Origin of the sequence: Brevibacterium album DSM 18261 (genome assembly GCF_000426445.1) — a bacterium.
GTDB classification, from domain to species: domain Bacteria; phylum Actinomycetota; class Actinomycetes; order Actinomycetales; family Brevibacteriaceae; genus Brevibacterium; species Brevibacterium album.
Map to the genome: position 1 here is coordinate 174,459 of NZ_AUFJ01000013.1, position 20,249 is coordinate 194,707.

At 72.2% G+C, this 20,249-nt stretch carries 14 protein-coding genes; 6 read left to right on the forward strand and 8 right to left on the reverse strand.

Annotated elements, in window-relative coordinates:
- Nucleotides 1-143 precede the first annotated feature (143 nt).
- The 4 genes from K318_RS21235 to trxA all read left to right on the forward strand — a co-directional run bounded on the left by K318_RS21235 (nt 144) and on the right by trxA (nt 5,375).
- Nucleotides 144-1,337: an ATP-binding cassette domain-containing protein gene (locus tag K318_RS21235; protein ID WP_084500070.1), complete on the forward strand. Its 1,194-nt coding sequence runs from the start codon at nt 144-146 to the stop codon at nt 1,335-1,337.
- Nucleotides 1,334-2,203 (forward strand): ABC transporter permease, encoded by an 870-nt coding sequence (locus K318_RS0111085; protein WP_029089537.1) that lies wholly within the window; start codon nt 1,334-1,336, stop codon nt 2,201-2,203. The genes K318_RS21235 and K318_RS0111085 overlap by 4 nt, the downstream gene beginning before the upstream one ends.
- 114 nt (nt 2,204-2,317) lie before the next feature.
- Nucleotides 2,318-4,696 carry a thioredoxin domain-containing protein gene (locus tag K318_RS21240; protein WP_051297894.1) on the forward strand — a complete coding sequence of 793 codons (2,379 nt, stop codon included), beginning with the start codon at nt 2,318-2,320 and terminating at the stop codon, nt 4,694-4,696.
- Between the two features lie 232 nt (nt 4,697-4,928).
- Nucleotides 4,929-5,375 carry a thioredoxin gene (gene trxA / locus K318_RS21245; RefSeq protein WP_084500072.1) on the forward strand — a complete coding sequence of 149 codons (447 nt, stop codon included), beginning with the start codon at nt 4,929-4,931 and terminating at the stop codon, nt 5,373-5,375.
- Nucleotides 5,376-5,715: 340 nt separating this feature from the next.
- Here trxA and K318_RS0111100 read toward each other — a convergent pair whose 3' ends face one another.
- Entirely contained in the window at nt 5,716-7,188 is a 1,473-nt protein-coding gene (locus K318_RS0111100) for a M18 family aminopeptidase (RefSeq protein WP_051297895.1), read from the reverse strand.
- A 189-nt stretch (nt 7,189-7,377) separates the two neighbouring features.
- On the opposite strand from K318_RS0111100, the gene K318_RS25255 reads away from it, so the two are divergent.
- Nucleotides 7,378-8,895, forward strand: coding sequence for a DUF1684 domain-containing protein (locus tag K318_RS25255; RefSeq protein ID WP_029089539.1), 1,518 nt, complete (start codon nt 7,378-7,380; stop codon nt 8,893-8,895).
- Nucleotides 8,896-9,005: 110 nt separating this feature from the next.
- Here K318_RS25255 and K318_RS0111110 read toward each other — a convergent pair whose 3' ends face one another.
- A complete protein-coding gene (locus tag K318_RS0111110) occupies nt 9,006-10,961 on the reverse strand; it encodes a M13 family metallopeptidase (RefSeq protein ID WP_029089540.1) in 1,956 nt (651 codons plus the stop codon).
- Nucleotides 10,962-11,170: 209 nt separating this feature from the next.
- Here K318_RS0111110 and K318_RS0111115 point away from each other — a divergent pair, with 209 nt between their 5' ends.
- Nucleotides 11,171-11,815: a copper resistance CopC family protein gene (locus K318_RS0111115; protein ID WP_245579869.1), complete on the forward strand. Its 645-nt coding sequence runs from the start codon at nt 11,171-11,173 to the stop codon at nt 11,813-11,815.
- Between the two features lie 154 nt (nt 11,816-11,969).
- Here K318_RS0111115 and K318_RS0111120 read toward each other — a convergent pair whose 3' ends face one another.
- The 6 genes from K318_RS0111120 to K318_RS25030 form a co-directional block, all read right to left on the reverse strand.
- Nucleotides 11,970-13,094 (reverse strand): glycerate kinase, encoded by a 1,125-nt coding sequence (locus K318_RS0111120; protein ID WP_156913937.1) that lies wholly within the window; start codon nt 13,092-13,094, stop codon nt 11,970-11,972.
- A gap of 158 nt (nt 13,095-13,252) precedes the next feature.
- Nucleotides 13,253-14,512, reverse strand: a complete 1,260-nt coding sequence (locus K318_RS21250) for an MFS transporter (RefSeq protein ID WP_051297896.1) — start codon at nt 14,510-14,512, stop codon at nt 13,253-13,255.
- A 102-nt stretch (nt 14,513-14,614) separates the two neighbouring features.
- Entirely contained in the window at nt 14,615-16,255 is a 1,641-nt protein-coding gene (pgm, locus tag K318_RS0111130) for a phosphoglucomutase (alpha-D-glucose-1,6-bisphosphate-dependent) (RefSeq protein ID WP_029089543.1), read from the reverse strand.
- Between the two features lie 153 nt (nt 16,256-16,408).
- On the reverse strand, nt 16,409-17,815 hold the full coding sequence (locus K318_RS0111135) for a hypothetical protein (RefSeq protein WP_029089544.1): 1,407 nt from the start codon (nt 17,813-17,815) through the stop codon (nt 16,409-16,411).
- Nucleotides 17,812-18,138, reverse strand: a complete 327-nt coding sequence (locus K318_RS0111140) for a rhodanese-like domain-containing protein (protein WP_029089545.1) — start codon at nt 18,136-18,138, stop codon at nt 17,812-17,814. The genes K318_RS0111135 and K318_RS0111140 overlap by 4 nt, the downstream gene beginning before the upstream one ends.
- 174 nt (nt 18,139-18,312) lie before the next feature.
- Entirely contained in the window at nt 18,313-20,199 is a 1,887-nt protein-coding gene (locus K318_RS25030; RefSeq protein WP_051297897.1) for a class I adenylate-forming enzyme family protein, read from the reverse strand.
- Nucleotides 20,200-20,249 lie beyond the last annotated feature (50 nt).

Below are 20,249 nucleotides of genomic sequence, written 5' to 3' on the forward strand. Positions count from 1 at the left end.
TGCGGACACTGTACGCTAAGTTTACTGCGTGCGGTGTACCGAGAAGGGTGCGCGGGGACGCGGAGGCGTCCGTGCCGGTGGTGATCCCACTGCTTCCGGTTCCGGATCGCACCTGAGCTGATGCACGAGGAGAGGGGAACCCGATGAGCGCACACAGCGCACCCGGCACCGAACTTGCGGTCGAGACCCACGGCCTGGTCAAACGCTTCGGAGACAACACCGCCGTCGACGGCGTGGACCTCTCCATCGCCCGGGGCGGCATCTACGGCGTCCTGGGCCCCAACGGTGCGGGCAAGACCACTGTCATCCGCATGCTCGCGACGCTGCTGCGGCCGGACGGCGGGCAGGCCCGCGTGCTCGGCCACGACGTCTTCGCCGAGGCCGGGGCGATCCGGGAGAGGATCGCCCTCACCGGTCAGTTCGCCTCGCTCGACGAGGACCTCACCGGCATCGAGAACCTCGTGCTGCTGGGGCGGCTGCTGGGCTTCTCCGGCCGTGCGGCCCGGCGCCGCGGCATGGACCTCATGGAGGCGTTCGGCCTCAGCGAGGCGGCGGGCAGGCAGGTGAAGAAGTACTCGGGCGGTATGCGGCGCAGGCTCGACATCGCGGGATCGCTGCTGGTCACGCCGGAGCTGATCTTCCTGGACGAGCCGACGACCGGCGTGGATCCGCGCAGCCGCAACCAGGTGTGGGACATCATCCGGACCCTCGTGGACGGCGGCACGACGGTGCTGCTGACGACCCAGTACCTCGAGGAAGCGGATCAGCTGGCGGACCGGCTCGCCGTGATCGACCACGGGAAGGTGATCGCCGAGGGCACGCCCGGCCGGCTCAAGGCGCAGGTGGGCTCCGGCGCGCTCAAGGTGAGGGTCGCCGATCCCGCGGACCGCGAACGCGCCGCCGGGCTCATGGGCTCCGCACTGGGTGCGGACGTGATCCGCGAGCCGGACGCCGCGGCGCTCACGGCCCGGCTCTCGGAGGGCCAGGCCGCCGGTCCCGTGCTCGCCGCGCTCGAGGGCGCCGGCGTCGAGGTCGAGACCTTCGCGCTGGGCCAGCCCAGCCTCGACGAGGTGTTCCTCGCCCTCACGGGCCGGCCGGCCGAACCGGAGCAGGGCGAGGGCGAAGAGGGCACCGTGCCCGAGGCGGGCTCCGGTGGCACGGGCGCGGCCGGTGCCGCTGCCGGGGCAGCGGGAGCCGCCGCGGCGGGCGACGCCGGCGCAGATGCGAGGAGCACAGACGAGGACGCAGGCCGGGCGAGGGGAGCCGTGCAGGCTGCCGCAGCCTCGGCGACGGTGTCCGCCAGGGCGGCGGGCGAGAACGGGGGAGAGGGACGATGACCGCACAGACAGCCATGAGGGAGACGGGATCCGCGGGGATCCGCGGCGTGCTGCTGCCGCGCGAGGAGCGGCCCAGCCCCTCGAACCCCCTGAGCGCCTCGCTCACCTACGGGTGGAGGGCGCTGCTGAAGATCAAGCACATCCCGGAGCAGCTCTTCGACGTCACGGTCTTCCCGATCATGATGACGGTGATGATGACGTACGTCTTCGGCGGATCGATCGGGGCGGCGGTCTCCGATGCGCAGATGGGCGGCGATGCCGTGGGCGCCTATGTGCAGTGGCTGATCCCCGGCGTGTTCGCGCAGACGCTGGTGATGATCACGATGTACACGGGGCTGACGCTCAACCGGGACATCTCCAAGGGCATCTTCGACCGCTTCCGCTCGCTGCCGGTCTGGCGGCCGGCCCAGCTGGTGGGCGCGCTGCTGGGGGACCAGGTGCGGTTCACGCTCGCGGGCGTGATCATCCTCGTGGTCGGCTTCATCATGGGCTTCCGGCCCGAGGGCGGTGTGACGGGGGTGCTCGCGGCCTTCGTGCTGCTGCTCGTGTTCAGCTTCTGCCTGTCCTGGGTGTGGACCTCGGTGGCGCTGCTCATGCGCACCGAGCAGGCGGCGATGGGCGTGTCGATGTTCATCCTCATGCCGCTCACCTTCGTCTCCAACATCTTCGCCCCGACGGAGACGATGCCCGGCCCCATCCGCGCGTTCGCGGAGTTCAACCCGGTCTCCACGGTGGTGGGATGCATCCGCGAGCTCATGGCGGGGACCTTCGACCTCGGCTCGATCACGATGGTGCTCGTCTACTGCGCAGTGCTCGTCGTGGTCTTCGGTCCGATCTCGATGGTGATCTACAACCGCAAGAGCTGAGGTGCGGGCGGGTGCGGGGTGCGTCCGGTGCCGCTGCCGCGGGCGCACCCCTGTTGCCCCGCTGCCGCGGGCGCACCCCTGTTGCCCCGCTGCCGGGTGTGCGACGGTGGACGCATGTCCACACAGACGCCCGAGCCCGGCCAGCGACCCGCCGACAACCGCCTCGGCAGCTCCACCAGCCCCTACCTCCTGCAGCACGCGGACAATCCCGTGGACTGGCGGCAGTGGGGGCCGGAGGCCTTCGCCGAGGCCGCCGAGCGCGATGTGCCCGTCATGGTGAGCATCGGCTACTCGACGTGCCACTGGTGCCATGTCATGGCCGCGGAGTCGTTTTCCGACCCCGTGATCGGCCGGCGGCTGCGCGAGGCGGTGGTCGCCGTCAAAGTCGACCGGGAGGAGCTGCCCGGCGTCGACGCCCACTTCATGGACGCGCTGCTCGCGATGCGCGGTCAGGGCGGCTGGCCGCTCACCGTCTTCACCACCCCGCAGGCCCGCCCCTTCTTCGCGGGGACGTACTTCCCTCCAGAGCCGCGGCAGGGGATGCCCGGCTTCGGTCAGGTCATCGGCGCCGTCTCCCGCACCTGGAGCGAGCAGCGTGAGCGCGCCGAGGAGATCGCCGATTCCCTGCAGGAGCGTCTCAGCCGTGTGAGCCCTCTTGACGTGGGCCTGCCGGTGGGAGCCGGAGGTCGGGGCGCGGCTGGTGCGGGGCTCACTCTGCCCGCTGCGCCGCTGCCGGACCCCGACTCCCTCACCGCGGCCGTCGAGTCGCTGCTCTCCGCGGAGGACACCGTGCACGGGGGATTCGGCACGGCACCCAAGTTCCCTCCCCTCATGGCCCTCATCCAGCTGCTCCGCCGCCGGGAGAGGTTCGCCGGTGGGGCTGCGGGCGAGGGCGGCACAGGTGAGGGCGCCGGCGGAGCTGCGAGCGGTGCCGCGGACGAGGCCGATCAGCTCCTCGGCACCGTGCGGAGGGCGTTCGCAGGCATGGCTTCGGGCGGTCTGCGCGATCACGTGGGCGGCGGCATCGCGCGGTACAGCGTCGATGCGCGCTGGGACGTGCCGCACTTCGAGAAGATGCTCTACGACAATGCCCTCCATCTGCGTGCCGCGGCGGCTTGGCACCGGGCTGAGCGCTCACGTGAGCCCCGCTCCCGCTTCGCCCGGCTGGCCCGCCGCGAGGCATACGACACCGCGGCATTCCTCCTCGCCGAGCTCCGGCTCCCGGACGGCACCTTCGCCGCGGCCCTGGACGCGGACTCACTCGACGACCGCGGCGAGCACTCCGAGGGCGCCTACTATCTGGAGGCCGATCTGCCCGCGGCGCGGTCGCAGGAGGCGGAGGCCGTCGGTGCGGACGCGGGCGGGGCGGACAATGCCGAGGAGCACCCGGTCGAGACGTCGGCCAGTGTCGACACCGCGAGTGCACCGGTCGGCGGGGAGAGAGGACCGGTCTCCCCGTTCGTCCTCCTCGAAGCCGTCGAAGCCGCGGACCCCGCACGCGCGCATCCGGTGGGCGTGCCCGCGATCCGCGACTGGGTGTTCGGGGAGCATACAGCCGGGTCCGCCTCTCGCGACCTCGCCCCGTGGGAGCGTCCGGCGGCCGAATCCGTCCGCCGGGCACTGGCGGTACGGCGGCAGGAGCGCGCCCGTCCGGGCCGCGACGACAAGGCCGTGAGCGAGTGGAACGCCCTCGCCGTGATTGCGCTCGCCGAGGCGGCCGAGGAGTTCGCGGAGCCGGAGTGGGCCTCGGCGGCTGCCCGCGCATGTGCGGCGATCCTCAAGGCCAACACGGATGACGGCGGCCGTCTGCTGCGGAGCAGCACGCACGGTCTGCACGGACCGGGAGCGGCGAGCCTTGCGGACGTCGCGGGCATGCTCGCGGCCTGCCTGACGGTGCTGCGGGCGGGAGGTGAGGCAGGGGGTCGGCCTGCTGGCGTCGCCCCCGCTGGTGGGGGACGGCCTGCTGCCGCCCGGGCCGGCGCTGACACTGCTGCCGGGGACGCCGCTGCCCGGGATGCTGCTGTGGCTGCCCCTGACGGTTCTGTCGGCGGTGAGGGAGTGGCCGGCGCGGACCTGCAGGCGCACGTGGGCCCGCTGCTGCGGCAGGCACTGTCCTTCGTGCAGTCCGCGCGCGCCGAGGACGGTACGCTTCACACGGTGCTGTTCGACTGCGAGGGCGACGGGATCGTGCCCGCCCGCGGCTCCGACCCGCTCGACGGCTCACAGCCCTCGGGGCGTTCGGCGCTGACGGAGGCGCTGCGACTGGTGCTCGTCGCCGAGGCGGACCTCGGCCTGGAAGAGGGAGCTTCAGCCGGGGGTGATTCGGGCCAGGGCGCTCTTGACGGCGGCGGGCTCACGGCCGAGGAGCTCGCACGCCTGCGGCGGCTGCTCGTGTTCTCCGCGGCTCAGGCGATGGCGCAGGCTGCGCGTTCGGCGGCGTGGATGCTCGCCGAGGCGGAGCTGCTCGTCGCCGAACAGCGCAACCCGGACTGAACCCCAACTCACCACCCACCCAACTCACCCACCCGCCCACCGAGTGAGCGGTTTCCGTCGGTTTGCGACGCTCAGACCGACAGGAACCGCTCACCCGATGGATCAGGGACGGTTGCCGGTTCCGGCGGGGCCGCCGGCCGATGCTGCAGCAGGCAGGAGAGCGGAGGCCTCGGTCACGGGAATCCCACGGGACGGTGTGCGCGCACGGAGGGTTCTCGCGTAGCGTGGCCGCATGGCTACTACGACCATCACCACTGACAACCTGCAGTCGACGATCCAGGACAACGACATCGTCGTCCTGGACTTCTGGGCGGAGTGGTGCGGTCCCTGCCGCAGCTTCGCCCCGGTCTTCGAGGCGGCCTCGGAGACCCACGACGACATCGTGTTCGGCAAGATCGACACGGAGGACCAGCAGCAGCTCGCCGGTGCCTTCGGCATCTCCTCGATCCCCACCCTCATGGTCTTCCGTGAGGGCGTGGGCGTGTTCCAGCAGGCGGGGGCGCTCGCGGCACCGCAGCTCGAAGAGCTCATCTCCGGCGTGCGCGGCCTCGACATGGAGGACGTGCACAAGCAGGTCGAGGAGCAGAAGAAGCAGATGGCGCAGGAGCAGGAGCGTCAGCAGTCCGGCACGGCCGGCGAGCCCGGTTCGACTCCCGGCACCTCGCCCGCGGACATCTGAGCAGCTGACCCGCACCGGAATTCCGGCCACAGCGTTCAGCGCCGGGGCTTCACCTCACCTCCGACACTGTGCCTCCGGGGCCCACCTGAACTGCGGGTATGCGCCCGACTGCCGGATCCGCACTGAGCCTCCGCGATCACACCTCACCTCCGGGTGCGCGCACTGATTCTCCGGACCGACATGCTGCAGCGTGTCGATCCGGAGAATCAGTGCTTGGGGCTCGGTGCGCAGATCCGGCGCGCACAGGGACGCCGTGCGGCGGGACGGACCCACCGCCGCGGGCCGTTCACCTCGGCCGCCTCGACCGCGCGCCCACACCGCTCACCCAGCGGCCGCGCTCTCACCCGCGGAGGAACGCCTCCACGGCGTCGCGGAGAGCAGTGAGATCAGCCGTCGCGCACATCTCGCGCGCCGAATGCATGGACCACAGGGCCAGACCCACATCCACCGTGGTCATCCCGAGACGCGTCGCGGTGAGCGGTCCGATCGTCGAGCCGCACGGCACCGTGTTGTTCGAGACGAACTCCTGGCTCCGCACCCCCGCATCCGCGCAGGCGCGCGCCCACACCGCCGCCCCCACCGCATCCGTGGCGTAGCGCTGCTGGGCGTTGATCTTCAGCAGGGGACCCGCGCCCAGCCGCGGGCGGGTCACGGGGTCGTGGTGACCGGGGTAGTTGGGGTGCACCGCGTGGCCGGCATCCGAGGACAGGCACACCGACCCCGCGAGAGCCCGCAGATGGTCCTCCCGCGACGCACCCAGTGCCAGCGAGATGCGTTCGAGCACATCGGAGAGGAACGGGCCCGAGGCGCCCGAGCGGGTCTCAGAGCCCACCTCCTCGTGGTCGAAGGCGGCGAGGACGGCGATGGTCTCGAGCTCGGCCGGATCGAGAGCCTCGAGCGCACTCGTACCCGCCCAGACGGAGGAGAGGTTGTCCAGCCGCGGCGAGGCGAGGAATTCGCTGTGTGTGCCGAACAGCGCAGGCGCCTGCACCGGGAACGTCACCACGTCCGTGCCGGCGATCTCTCCGGGCTCGACGCCCGCCGATTCCGCCAGCAGCCGGAGGACCAGGGACGACGCCCCGGCCTCGGTCTCGCCGCCGTCGGCCGTGTTCACCGACTCCGCCGGTTCGACGGCGAGCATGTCCGCGAGGCCGATGACGGGCTGCGTGTGCCGCTGCCGGTCGAGGGTCAGCCCCTCATTGGCCTTCCGGTCCAGGTGGATCGCCAGCTGCGGAATCCGGGCGATGGGTCCGGTGCGGGCGAGAACGGTGGAGCCGTCGCGGAGCACGAGGCGCCCGGCGAAGCACAGCTCCCGGTCCAGCCACGAGTTGAGCAGGGGGCCGCCGTAGACCTCGACGCCGGCCTGCAGCGCGCCCTCGGCGGTGAAGTCCGGATCGGGGCCCAGCTTGAAGGCGGGCGAGTCCGTGTGCGCACCGAGGACGCGGAACGGCGGCAGCGCCGCGAACCCGGCGGGCGCGGAGTCCGTCTCGGCTGCCTCGGCGGGGTTCGCCGCCGTGTTCCCGCCGGGTGCCTCGCCCCCGTGCACCGCCTCGCCCCCGCCGGCCGCCTCGGGGAGGACGAAGGCGATGACGGCGCCGTCCCGGACCACGGTGTACCGGCCGCCCGGTTCCAGCTTCCAGGGCTCCTCCTCGAGGAGTTCGGCGAAGCCGGCGGCGGACAGCCGCTCCCTGACGGCATAGGCGGCGTGATAGGACGAGGGGGACTCGAGGACGAACTCGGACAGCTCGGCCGCATGCGCGGCTGAGCGCGCGCGGTCGGGACCGGCCGGTGCGTGGACGGAATGCATGCTCATGCGCCCAGCCTACGTGCGGCTGTCCTCGCGCAGCCGGACCTCATCGTGTGCCGATTGCGACGGACCCGCGCCGGACGCGACGGGACCCGCACGACACCGACCGGGCTCTCAGCCGGAGCCAAGGGATTCGCAGCGGCGTGTCCTAGGATGTGAGGCGTCCCGCAGCTTCCCACAGTTCGAGGTTCTTCAGTGGAACAGTTCGAATCAGAATGGCATGCCTGGCACGACGAGCGCCTCTCCGCGCTGGCGACGCCCTTCGGATTCCTCAGCGTCACCGCCCTGCACTGGCTGGAGGAGGGCGGCACGTCGTGGGAGTCCGCCCCCGGCGTCTTCGAGCGCGAGGGCGACCTCATCCGGTTCCGGGTGGATCCCGGCCGGAGCGTGGGCCCCACCGCGGCGACCCTCGACATCCAGCAGGGCGCTTCGGGGCACCCCGACGCGGAGTTCGGGCGGGAGGACGACGGCACCCCGTGGATCAGGGTGCGCTCACGCGGCTTCTCCCATCCGTGGCTCATCGCCGACCACGTCGTCTACGAGGTCCTCGAGCGGGACGGCCGGCTGGGAATCCGCGTGCGCGACTCCAAATCGGAGCTGCTGCAGAACTTCGTCGAGGTGCCCACGTTCCCCCTCGACCCCGCCTGGACGGTGACGGGCACGTTCACCGCGTTCCCCGAGCCCCGCACGGTGCGCATCGCCACCGCCCTGCCCGGCCTGGAGGCCGATGCCGTCACGGTGGGCACGGTCGCCTTCGAACTCGCGGGCCACACCCACCGGCTCACGGTGACCGGCAGCCCCGAGACCGGTCTGCAGGCGGACTTCCACGACTACACCAACGGCGAGTCCACGCCCGCCTGGCGCACCCTCGGCGTGGGGGTGCCGGATGCGCAGGGCAAGGTCATCCTGGACTTCAACCGCACGGTCGTCTACCCCTTCGCGTTCCTCCCGTGGGCCACGTGCCCCGCCCCCGTGCCGGAGAACATGCTCCCCGTGGCCGTCACCGCCGGCGAGCTCACGCCGCTGCGGACCATCGGGGAGTCCGGCATCAACCATCCGGTGGGCCTCGTCTACCTCTCCCGCGGCTTCGGCATGCCCCATGCGCTGGAATGGCTGGCCGACGCCGGTGTCGACGTCATCCCGTTCCAGGTCAACGAGGGGGTGCCGATCCCCGGCCCCATCGCCGCCGCCGCGTTCATCATCACCGGTGTGTCCGGTGTGCCGGACCACGCGGACGAGAACGCCGTGGCCGCGGTGCGCGAGTTCGTCGAGGACGCGCTTGCCGTCGACACGCCCGTGGTGGGCCTCGGCACCTCCGGGGCGGCCGTGGTCCGTGAGGCCGCACTCGCGGCGAGGGGGAGGGCCGCGGGCACAGCGGTCGCCGAGGCGGCCTCGGGCACATCAGCCGCGCCCGGAGCCGGGAGCAAGGGTGCCGGTGAGGCAGCCTCGGGCACGGTCGCCGGAGCCGGAGCCGGAGCCGGAGCCGGAGCCGGAGCCGGACGCGGGGGCGCGGGGGTACCGCCGGTGGTCCTGAGCGAGTGCCTCGCACAGGACCGGCTGCTCGCACCCTACGTCCGGATCGAGGAGGACAGCGGCCTGGGCCGGCTGGACCCGGGAGTGTTTCCCGATCCTTCTGCGGAGCAGGGGGACGGACATCACCGGATGTGGTTCGAGCTCATCGACCGCTTCGCCCGCCTCGTCCTCACGCGCTGAGGTCTCAGTTCGCGCTCATGTCTCACTGCGCATCGTCGGAAGCGATCTCCGGCGACGCACAGCGAGACACGAGAAGGAACTGAGACACGAGCGGAGACTGAGCCCTCAGCTCACCAGATCGTGACGCGGTCGGCCGGGTCCAGCCACATGCCGTCACCGGGCCGCACGTCGAAGACCTCCGCGAAGGCGTCCATGTTCTTCACGACCTGGTTGCAGCGGAACTCCTCCGGCGAGTGCGGGTCGATGGTCAGGCGGCGACGGCGCTCCTCGGTCCGCATGGTCGAGCGCCAGGCGCGCGCCCACTGGGTGAAGAACGCGCGGCCGTCCTCGGCGGTGATCTCGCGGCCCTGCTGCGCGCGGCGGATGCCGAGGGCCTTCCACCCGATCGTGAGTCCGCCCAGATCGCCGATGTTCTCGCCGATGGTGAGCGCCCCATTGACGTGCTCGTCCGCCTCCAGGCCCGCCGGCACGAGCGCGTCGTACTGCTCGATGAGCGTTCCCGTCCGCTGTTCGAACCCCTCGCGGTCGGCCTGGGTCCACCAGTCCGTGAGCCGCCCGTGGCCGTCGTAGCGCGAGCCCTGATCGTCGAAGCCGTGGCCGATCTCGTGCCCGATCACCGCCCCGATCGCCCCGAAGTTCACCGCGTCCGAGGCCTCCGGATCGAAGAACGGCGGCTGCAGGATCGCGGCGGGGAAGACGATCTCGTTCATCACCGGGTGGTAGTAGGCGTTGACCGTCTGCGGGGTCATGAGCCATTCCGTGCGGTCGATGGGCTTCCCGATCCGGTTCACCTGCCGCGCGTGCTCGGCGGCCGTGGAGCGGCGGACGTTGCCCACGAGGTCATCGGCCAGGATCTCCGCGGGGTACTCGCGCCAGCGGTCCGGGTAGCCGACCTTGGGGGTGAAGAGGGAGAGCTTCTCGAGCGCGCGCCCCTTGGTCTCCTCGCTCATCCAGTCGAGGCCCCTGATCGAGGAGTCGTAGGCGGCGATGAGCGCGTCCACGAGTTCGCCGATGGCCTGCTTGGACTCGGGCGGGAACTCGCTCGCGACGTAGATGCGCCCCACGGCCTCGCCCAGCAGGTTCTCCACGAGGCTCACGCCCCGCTTCCAGCGCTCGCGCATCTGGGGCGTGCCGGAGAGCGTGCGGCCGTAGAAGTCGAAGTTCTCCTCCACGACCGGCGCGTCGAGGTAGCCCGCATACGCGTGCGCGATCCCCAGCATCGCCCAGGCCTTGAGGTCTTCCAGCGGCGTCCTCTCCCACTCCTCGCCGAGGCCGGAGAGGAAACTCGGCTGCGCGACGACCAGGTGCGAGGGCTCGCCCCCGGCCCCGGCGATGTCCGAGGCCTCGAGCCAGCCGCGCAGGTCGAAGGCGCCGGCGCGCTCGGCCGCATCGGCGACGGTGAGCGCGTTGTAGGTCTTCTCCGCATCCCGGCTCGCCACCACGTCCCAGTGGTGGGAGGCCAGCGCGGTCTCGAAGGCGAAGACGGCCTCGGCGAGCTCCTCGGCGCTGCGGCCGGTGCGCGCATCGACGCCGGCGAGCGACAGCATGCGGGCGGCGTGGGCGCGGAAGGCCTCGCGGATGGCGGCGTGGGAGTCCTCGCGGTAGTAGGACTCGTCCGGGAGGCTGAGGCCGCCCTGGTGGAGGTAGAGGGCGTAGTGCTCGGGATCGGCGGCGTCCGCGGAGACATAGGCGGCCAGCGCACCGCCCGCGCCCTCCTTCTCGAGGCGCGCGAGGGCGGCGACGAGGGCATCGCGGTCGGGCGCTGCGAGGACGGCCTCGAAGGGACCCGCGAGCGGCTCGAGGCCGCGGGCGGCGATGGTCTCCTCGTCCATGAAGGAGGCGAACAGGTTCGCCACCTTGGGATCCTCGGCCTCGGCGATGATCGTGCGGACCTTCTCCTCCGCCTCGTCGAAGAGGCGGCGCATCTCGCCGTCGGCGGCGCGGTCGTCGGGGATCACATGGCGCTCGATCCAGCCGCCGTTCACATGGCGGTAGAGGTCGTCCTGCGGGCGGATGCCGGGGTCCCCGGCCTGGGTGTCCTGGGAGGAGTCCTGGTGAGAGGTCATGCGCCCAACCCTACGGCGGTGTGATGTGGGACCCAAAAGGCGGTCGCCGGGGCCGGAGGGGCGGGAACCGCCGGCGACGCGCTCCTCCGGGAGGAGGAACTTCTCAGGCAGATCGGAGACAATCGTGACGTGTGCGCGGTGCGCGGAGCCCACCGTCCTCGGACCCCTTCCGCTGCCGCGCTGACCATGCGATCCCCAGGAGGCAACCCGTGATCTCACGCCTACGACCGGCGGCCGCAGTGCTCGCTGCGCTGCTCCTCACACTGTTCGGGCTCACGCTCGGCAGCGCGGCATCCGCGCACGACCAGCTCGTGTCCTCGAACCCCGCGGACGGAGACGAGCTCGAGACCCAGCCGGAGTGGCTGGAGCTCGAGTTCTCGGGGCAGATCCAGGAGATCGGCAGCGAGATCCGCGTCCTCGACCCCAGCGGTGAGGACGTCTCCGCAGGAGAGCTCACGGTCGAGGGCCGGACGCTGTCCAGTGCGCTGCCGGACAACCTCGGCCCCGGTGAGTACACCGTGCAGTGGCGGGTCGTCTCGGAGGACTCCCACCCGGTCGACGGGACCTTCGCCTTCACGATCGCCGATGACGGCGCGGCCGGCCAGGACGGTGCCGAGGGAGAGGGCGAGGGCGCCCAGCTGGGCGGCGCGGCCGTGGACCAGCCCGAGGAGGGCGCACAGGACCAGGGCACGCTCTCGGACGATGCCGCCGGCTCCGGCATGTCGACGCCCATGATCGTCCTGCTCGTGGTGGGCGGACTCGCCGTCGTGGTGCTCGTCGTCCTCCTGCTCACCCGCAAGAAGAAGGGGCTGCCCGGCACCCCCGGCAACCCGGAGGGCGGCGCGAAGAGCTGATCCTCCCCGCACGGACCCGTGTGCCGCTCGGCCGCTCTCCGGAGCGGTCGGGCGGCCTTCTGCGTTCTGCGGTCGGGGCGGACGCCTGCGCGCGCCGAGGCGTCAGCGGCCGAGGCCTGCCGGCCGCCCCAGTCGAGACGTGCGGCCGGCACGGTCAGGCGAGGCGTGCCGCCAGCGCCGAGGCGGCTTCGGCGAGCACGCGCTCCGGCTCCGCGAGGCAGGTCTCCACGGGAGCGAACTCGCGCATCTCGACAACGCCCGAGACCCCCGTGCCTCGCAGGTCCGCGGCCTCCAGCTCGGAGGCGCCGCACACCACCCACACGGGCAGCCCGCGCTCCTGTGCGCGTGCGATGACCTCGCCCGGGCCCTTCCCGCTGAGCGTCTGCCGGTCGAAGCGGCCCTCACCGGTGACGACCGCCGCGGCCCGCACGAGCTCCGCGTCGAAGCCCACGAGCTCCATGATGTACTCCGCGCCGGGGCGCAGCCGTGCGCCCAGGCCCGCCAGCGCCCCGAAGCCCGTGCCGCCGGCCGCACCCGCGCCGGGGGTCTCGGCGGCCTCGGCGATCGCCCGGGCATCGGCTCCGGGCGCCTGGCCGAGCACGGAGAGGAGGTGTGCGAGCGCGGCATCGAGACGGGTGACGTCCTCGGGCTCGGCGCCCTTCTGAGGGCCGTAGACCGCCGCGGCGCCGCGGGGGCCCAGCAGGGGGTTGTCAACATCGGAGGCGAGGACCACCTCGGCGGCGTCGAGGCGCGCATCGAGGCCGGAGAGGTCCGCCGAGGCGAGTGCTGCGAGGCCGGCCGCCCCCGGGGCGACCGGATCCCCGGCGCTGTCGAGGAGGCGCGCGCCGAGGGCGGTGAGCATGCCTGCGCCGCCGTCCGTCGAGGAGGAGCCGCCCACGCCGAGCACGATCCGCGTGCAGCCGGCGTCGAGCGCGGCGGACACGAGCTCCCCGGTGCCGCGGGTGTCCGCGGCGAACGCGGTGGAGCGCGTGGGGGAGAGGAGGGCGATGCCGCTGGCCTCGGCGAGCTCGATGATCGCGGTCTCGCCCTGCACCGCCCACTGCGCCCGGACGGGATCGCCCAGCGGCCCCGTCACGGTGCTGGTGCGCGGTGAGAACCCGGCGGCGAGGGCGGCGGCGACCGTGCCGTCACCGCCGTCGGCCACGGGCACGGAGGCGGTGGTGTGGCCGGCGGCCTCGAGCGGGGCGGCCAGCGCCTCGGCGACCTGGGCCGAGGTGAGCGTGCCCTTGAACTTGTCACAGGCGAGGAGGATGCGCATGGCCCCGAGCCTATACGGGCGGCGACGTGCGGAAGTCAGAGCCATGACGGCCACACATCTCTCAGCCTGACCGCCACGGTGCGATCAGTGTACCGGAGCTGTACGATCGTTCGGCAACTCGCGCGGCGGGGCGGGGAGAGGCGCGGTGCGGCAGGAGCTCAGACCTCGCGGACCACGGGCAGGGACGAGGTGTCGACGGTCTCGCGGCGGGGGCGGCTCCGGGCGCCGGAGACGCGCTCGGGGTTCATGAGGCGCTGACCGGCGAAGGCCAGGAGGCACGCGAGGGTGGCGCAGACCGCGACGACCCAGATCGCCTCGTGCGCGCCGACGCGGTCGATGATGCTGCCGGACACGGCCGAGCCGATCGCCACCCCGAAGCCGAGAGCCGTCGAGATCCATGCGAGCGCCTCGGTGAGCCTGTGCGGGGGCGCGAGCGCCTGGATGACCGAGCTCACGGCGATGAGGCTGGGCGCGATCGCACCGCCCACCACGAAGAGGAGGAGGGTGAAGGCGAGCATGTCGTCCGCGAACAGCAGGAGCACCCACGAGCCGAGGGCCAGCACGGCGAGCATGAGGACGAAGCGCTTGCGGACGGGCATCGTCCAGTCCATGGCTCCGTAGACGGCGCCGGCCACGAGCGAGCCCGCGGCGAAGGCGCTGAGCGCGACGCCCGCGAAGGCCTTGGCCCCCTGTTCGTCGCCGAAGCCCACGGCCGTCACATCGACTGCGCCGAACAGGATGCCGAGGAACACCTGGCAGACCACCGCGAGCAGGATGCCCGGATGCGAGAGCACGCGGCCGCCGCCGGGGGCCTTCCGCCCGCGGGGGACGGGCTCGGTCCGCTTCTGCGGGTAGAAGAGCAGGGACCCTGCCAGCGTGGCGCAGCCGGAGATGAGCACGCCGGCCGGTGCGAACCAGGTCGTCGCGAGCGCCGTGACGAGCACGGGACCGGTCACGAACAGGATCTCGTCGGCGACGGCCTCCCAGCTGAAGGCGGTGTCCAGCTGTCGGCTGTTCTGGACTGCGGCGTTCCAGCGCGCCCGCACGAGTGAGCCGATGCTGCCGATGGTCGAACCGGCGAGGCCGGCGAAGGCGAACACCCAGCCGAACCACCAGCCCAGGAGCACGGCTGCGAGCAGACCGGTGAGAGCCGTGATGTGCACGCAGACCACCGGCACCATCACGCGAGCCTGCCCGAAGACGTCCACGAGGCGGGCGATCATGGGGGTGGTGAGCGCCTGCACCACCATGTAGCAGCTGGTGACGAAGCCGGCGAGCTCGTACGACCCCGTCTCGCCCTGGATGAACAGGACGATGCCGATCCCGAGCACGGCGATGGGCAGCCGCGCCACGAGGCCCGCGAGGGAGAACTGCAGGGCTCCCGGCAGACGGAAGATCTCGGAGTACTTGCTCAGCATAGAGCCAGAGTCTATGGCCGCAGCGGCCCGGGAATCCTCGCGATCCGGGGTCTCGGGGACGAATGTGCCACGAATCTCAGCAGGCCGCCCCTGAGCCGCTGCTCAGCCGATCACGCTGTCCACCAATCCGCGCGCCTCCTCCTGGACCCGCGCGAGGTGGTCCTCGCCGCGGAAGGACTCGGCGTAGATCTTGTAGACGTCCTCCGTGCCGGAGGGACGTGCGGCGAACCACGCGGAGTCCGTGCTCACCTTGATGCCGCCGATGGGCGCGTCATTGCCCGCCGCGGTGGTCCGCACCTCCGTGATCGCGTCACCGGCCAGCTGCGTGCTCGTGACGTTCTGCGCGCTGAGCGCGGACAGCGCGGCCTTCTGCGCGCGGGTGGCCGGCGCGTCCACGCGGGCATACGCGGTCTCGCCGTGCTGAGCTGCCAGCTCCGCGTACCGCTGGGACGGGGTCTTCCCCGTGACGGCTGTGATCTCCGCCGCGAGCAGGGCCATGATGATACCGTCCTTGTCCGTCGACCAGGCGGAGCCGTCCCGCCGCAGGAAGGACGCGCCCGCGGACTCCTCGCCGCCGAACCCCAGCGAGCCGTCGCCGAGGCCCTCGACGAACCACTTGAAGCCCACCGGCACCTCGTAGAGGCGGCGGCCGGAGGCGGCGGCCACGCGATCGATGAGCGCGGAGCTCACGAGGGTCTTGCCCACGCCCGCATCCGCGGGCCATTCCGGCCGGTGCGAGAACAGGTGGTCGATCGCCGCCGCGAGGTAGTGGTTGGGGTTCATGAGCCCGGCGTCCGGGGTGACGATGCCGTGCCGGTCCGCATCCGCGTCGTTGCCGGTCGCGAGGTCGTAGGAGCCGCGCGCGGAGATGAGCGAGGCCATCGCGTACGGGGAGGAGCAGTCCATGCGGATGCGCTCGTCCCAGTCCAGCGTCATGAAGCCGAAAGCCGGGTCCACGTCCGGGTTGACCACCGTGAGGTCGAGGTCGAACCGCTCTCCGATCTCCACCCAGTAGTCGATGGAGGCCCCGCCCATCGGATCGGCGCCCAGGCGCAGGCCCGCATCCCGGATCGCGGCGATGTCCACGACAGAGGCGAGATCGGAGACATAGCCCTCGGCGTAGTCGAAGTTGTGCGTGTTCTCCAGGTGGAAGGCGCGCTGGAACGGGGTGCGCGGGATCCTCTCCCAGCCGGCCTCCAGCAGGGCGTTCGCGCGGTCCTGGATCCAGCCGGTCGTCGCGGAGTCGGCGGGGCCGCCGTGGGGCGGGTTGTACTTGAAGCCGCCGTCCTCCGGCGGGTTGTGGCTGGGGGTGATGACGATGCCGTCGGCGAGTCCCTGCGCCGTGGCGCGGCTGCGGTTGTGCGCGAGGATCGCGTGCGAGATCGCAGGGGTGGGGGTGAAGCCGTCCCGGGCGTCGATCATGGCGGGCACATCGCCGGCGGCCAGAACCTCGAGGGCGGTGAGGAAGGCGGGCTCGGAGAGCGCGTGCGTGTCCCGGCCCACGTAGACGGGGCCGGTGATGCCCTGGGTCCGGCGGTACTCGACGATGGCCTGGGTGATCGCGGCGATGTGCGCCTCGTTGAAGGACGCGCGCAGACTGGAGCCGCGATGCCCCGAGGTTCCGAAGCTCACCCGCTGCGCCGCCTCGGCGGGGTCGGGGACGATGTCGTGGTAGGCGTCGAGGACCTCGGGGATGTCTGCGAGGTCCTGCTCCGCGGCGGGGTGTCCGGCTCGTGTGCGCATGTGCTCATGATGCCCAATGGCCAAGGCGGTTTCCTGCTCTTCTCGCCATGCGGCCCCGAAGATCCCCCAGTGAGACGCCGCGCCCCGGGACCGGGGCGACACGAGGTGTCACCGCGGCGGTCCCGGGGCGGGGCTGTGCGAGATGCGCAGGTCTCAGGCGTCCGGGGTGTCCCGGCATCCGGTGCCCGAGCCGATGATCGTGATCATCCCGTCGACCGGCGTGCTGTTCATCGTCTCGGTGACGTACCGGTCGCCGTCGTCGTCCACGACCGCCGCCGTCTCGCCGATGTCCTCGCGCACCGCGGAGTCCGAGAAGCCCATGTCCGTGAGCGAGGTCCCCCAGCGCAGGGGCGAGTCGAGGGTGATCTCCGGCGGGATGTCGCCCAGCTCGGCCTCCCAGGCCAGGCACGTGGCCCAGTCCGTGCCCTCCGGCGGGGTGACGAGGCTCGCGGAGAAGGAGCCCCAGGTGCGGGTCCGCTGCTCGTAGCCTGCGTAGTCCGTGTCGGAGACGGTGGTCGTCTCCTCGTCATCGGGCTCGCCGAGGCGCTCCGTGAGCGTCTCGAAGGCCTCCTGTGGGGCGAGGTCCTCCTGTCCCGTGAGCACCGCGCGGTCGCCGTCGGCGCCCACGACGACGGTCTCCTCCGGTCGCGGCACGGTGTCGAGGATGTCCTCGGACCGCTCGAGCTGCACGACGGCACCGGCCTCGGGGTCCCAGTCGAAGGTCGCCCATTCGCGGCCGCTCGGCTCGCCCGCCTCGTCGCCGTCCTGTTCGGGGCGGAGGAAGTAGCGGTAGCCGTCGCCGTTGCGCAGGCTGGAGTGGAGGAAGGCCTCGCCCTGACCGGCAGGGGCGCGGAGGGGGACGGGGGCCGCCGAGGCGGCCTCGGGCCCCTCAGCCGCGGCGGCATCCGTCTGGGCACCGCCGGCCGCGGCTCCGCTCCCGTCCGCCTGCCCCTCGTCGACGAGGGCACCCGCGGTCACGAGCCCCACGACGGTGAGCGCGTCCTCCGTTCCGCCCACGATGATGTGGCCGGAGTCGATGCGTGCGGCATCGCCCTCGGGGGCATCGCCGCCGACGGCATCACAGCGGAACGAGACGCTCGCATAGGCCCTGCCGTCGGGGCCGATCTCCACGTAGTCGGGCGCGTCGGTGAGGCGGATGCGCACTTGTGCGCCGGTGTCCGCGAGCTCTTCCGAGGGCGCGCTGGGGTCGATCGTCGCCTCGCCGCCGGTGAAGGAGACGGGGCCGGCATGCATGCAGGCGGGGAAGGAGCCGAAGCTGCCGCTGCCCACATTCACGTTCGAGTCGCGGGTGATCGCCGCGGGGTGTTCGGGGGTGGGTTCCGGCGCCGGCGCCGAGGTGGTCTCGGCGGGAGCCTCGGGCTCTGCTTCGGCCGGTTCGTCGCCGGAACAGGCCGCGAGCGCGAGCAGCGCGGCCGCGGTGAGGGCGGCGGGGAGAGCGCGGCGCAGCGCCCGGGCGGGCCCCGTCGAGGCGCGGCGCTCCTCCGGCCGGAGTGCGCTGTGCGCCTGATGCGGGCCGGTGCCCGTCTGCGGTGCGCTCATTTGACCCAGGGTTCCTCTCCGGTCTCGGAGACGATGGGCTTGCCGTGGTCGAGGTTCCACGCGCCCATGCCGCCGGAGACGTTGATGCCGTCGAAGCCGTTCTGGTTGAGCCAGGCCACCGCCTGACGGGAGCGGCCGCCGGTGCGGCAGACGACGTAGATGTCGTCGTCGAGGGGGAGCTCGCCGTAGCGGGCCGGGAGGTCGGCCAGCGGGATGTGCTGGGCGCCGTCGATGTGCCCGGCCTCCCATTCGTGGTCCTCGCGGACGTCGAGGATGGGCGCCCCCTCGGGGATCTCTGTGACTGCAACGCTCGGGATGTCCATGCCCACGATTCTACGAGGAGGCGGGCAGGCGGTCAGGACGCACACTGTTCCGGATGCGCAACGCGAAGCAGTGCCATTCCTGCCCTTTCCCGCCGAGTGAGCATCTTCTGTCGGATCCGGACGGCAGATCCGACAGAAAATGCTCAACCGATGGGGGCGGAAGGGGATCCAGCCTCAGAGGAGGGTGCGCAGCTCCGTCTTGAGCACCTTGCCCGCAGCGGAGACGGGCAGCTCCTCCACGAAGTGGAACTCACGGATCTTCTGGTAGGGCAGGACGCGGGCGGCGAACCAGGTCGCCAGTGCCTCGCGCAGCTCCTCGTCGCTCGCTTCTGCGATCCCGGGCTCGGCATCCGGCCCCGCCTCGGTGCCGACGGCCGCGCCGGCAACCGCCTCGACTCCCGGGCGGGCTTCCGCCTCCGCTGCTCCCGCCAGCGCGCCTCTGTCCGCCACGACGAAGGCCACGGGCAGCTCGCCCACTTCCTCGTCCGGACGGCCGATGACAGCGCAGCGCAGGACGGCAGGGTGCGCGCCCAGGACGTCCTCGAGCTCGCGCGGGTACACGTTGTAGCCCTTGTACAGGAGCATGTCCTTGGCCCGGTCGTGGATGCGGCAGAAGCCCTCCGCGTCGATCGAGGCGATGTCCCCGGTGCACAGCCAGCCGTCGACGAACTGCGCGGCGGTGAGCTCGGGCGCCCCGTGGTAGCCGTCCGTCACCTGAGGTCCGGAGACCCAGAGCACTCCCTCCTCGCCGGTGGGCAGCACGGAGAGCCCGTCGGCCGAGCGGATCTCAGCGCGGGTGTCCGGGATCGGGACGCCCACGCTGCCCAGGCGGCGGACTCCGGCCGGCGTCATGTCCGAGGCCAGCACCACGCAGGTGCCCTCCGTGAGCCCGTAGCTCTCGGCCACGACGGCGTTCGGCAGCACCTCCCCGATCCGCTCCAGGGAAGTCGCGTCGAGGGGAGCGGCACCGGAGCCGGCCACCGTCATGCTGGGGATCGTGCGGCCCGTCTTCCTGCCGTATTCGGCCAGCGCCATGAACATGGGAGGGTTGCCCGAGGTGTAGGTCACCTGCCAGCGCTCGCACAGATCGGCGAAGACGTCGGGGCGGAAGCGCCCCGTGAGCACCGTCGTCACACCGCCGAACGCGAACAGCGCGAGGCTCGCGATGCCCTGCGCGTGGAACAGCGGCGGCACCTGTGCGGCCACACCTGCGCCGGGGCGGAGGAAGGGCTCGCCCAGGGCGGGAATCGGGACGAGGGCGAGGCGTCCGGCGGCATCGCGCTCCACCCGCGAGTACAGCCGCCAGGCCGCCATCTGCACGACATTGGACACGACGTTGCGGTGCAGCACGCGCACTGCCTTCGACCGTCCTGTGGTGCCGCCGGTGAACTGGTAGTGCGCCACCGCGTCCGGGTCCGCGAAGCGGGGCTCGAAGTCCTCGGCCTGCTGCGTGAGGGCCGCGGCGAACGACGTGAAGCGCGGCGCCTCGGGATCGGCGATGAGAGCTGCGGCGCGTTCGGCCTGCTCCGGGGAGGCGGGAGCGGCCCAGGTGCCCTCGACGAGCAGGACGCGGTCCACGCCCAGGTCCGTCCCGGCTTCCTCGACCGCGGCCAGATGCGCGGCATGGGAGATGAGCGCGACGGCACCCACCTCGCGCAGCTGCCGGGCGAGGGCGGCCGCGGGCTGCAGCGGGTTCACGAGGGTGACGGCAGAGCCGGTGAGCAGGACGCCCCAGTAGGCGACGGCGAAATGGCGCGAATTGGGCACCTGGATGCCCACGACGCTGCCGGGGCCCGCGCCCTCTGCCGCCAGCGAGGCGGCGAGCGAGCGCGCCTCGGCGAGAAGCCGCGCGAAAGTCAGCCCCTCCTCGCCGTCGACCACCGCGATCTGCTCGGGCCAGCGGGCCGCGGCGGAGACGAGCAGCTCCGGCACCGCGGCCTCGGGGTAGTCGAGGGCGCTGGGCATGCCGGCGGGGAAGCCCGCATCGGTGCGCGCGGCCGTGCCGCCGTCTGCCGGCGCTGCGGTTCCCGCGAACCCTGCCCCTGCTGTCTCGGATGTCATGTCGTCCCCTTCTCTGCGAACCGATTGGGAGCTTACGACTGTCTGATCGT

Bases quoted from the DNA above. Each gene is read 5' to 3' on its own strand.
- K318_RS21235 (WP_084500070.1), top strand. From the start codon at position 144: ATGAGCGCACACAGCGCACCCGGCACCGAACTTGCGGTCGAGACCCAC.
- K318_RS0111085 (WP_029089537.1), top strand. From the start codon at position 1,334: ATGACCGCACAGACAGCCATGAGGGAGACGGGATCCGCGGGGATCCGC.
- K318_RS21240 (WP_051297894.1), top strand. From the start codon at position 2,318: ATGTCCACACAGACGCCCGAGCCCGGCCAGCGACCCGCCGACAACCGC.
- trxA (WP_084500072.1), top strand. From the start codon at position 4,929: ATGGCTACTACGACCATCACCACTGACAACCTGCAGTCGACGATCCAG.
- K318_RS0111100 (WP_051297895.1), bottom strand. From the start codon at position 7,188: ATGAGCATGCATTCCGTCCACGCACCGGCCGGTCCCGACCGCGCGCGC.
- K318_RS0111110 (WP_029089540.1), bottom strand. From the start codon at position 10,961: ATGACCTCTCACCAGGACTCCTCCCAGGACACCCAGGCCGGGGACCCC.
- K318_RS0111120 (WP_156913937.1), bottom strand. From the start codon at position 13,094: ATGCGCATCCTCCTCGCCTGTGACAAGTTCAAGGGCACGCTCACCTCG.
- K318_RS21250 (WP_051297896.1), bottom strand. From the start codon at position 14,512: ATGCTGAGCAAGTACTCCGAGATCTTCCGTCTGCCGGGAGCCCTGCAG.
- pgm (WP_029089543.1), bottom strand. From the start codon at position 16,255: ATGCGCACACGAGCCGGACACCCCGCCGCGGAGCAGGACCTCGCAGAC.
- K318_RS0111135 (WP_029089544.1), bottom strand. From the start codon at position 17,815: ATGAGCGCACCGCAGACGGGCACCGGCCCGCATCAGGCGCACAGCGCA.
- K318_RS0111140 (WP_029089545.1), bottom strand. From the start codon at position 18,138: ATGGACATCCCGAGCGTTGCAGTCACAGAGATCCCCGAGGGGGCGCCC.
- K318_RS25030 (WP_051297897.1), bottom strand. From the start codon at position 20,199: ATGACATCCGAGACAGCAGGGGCAGGGTTCGCGGGAACCGCAGCGCCG.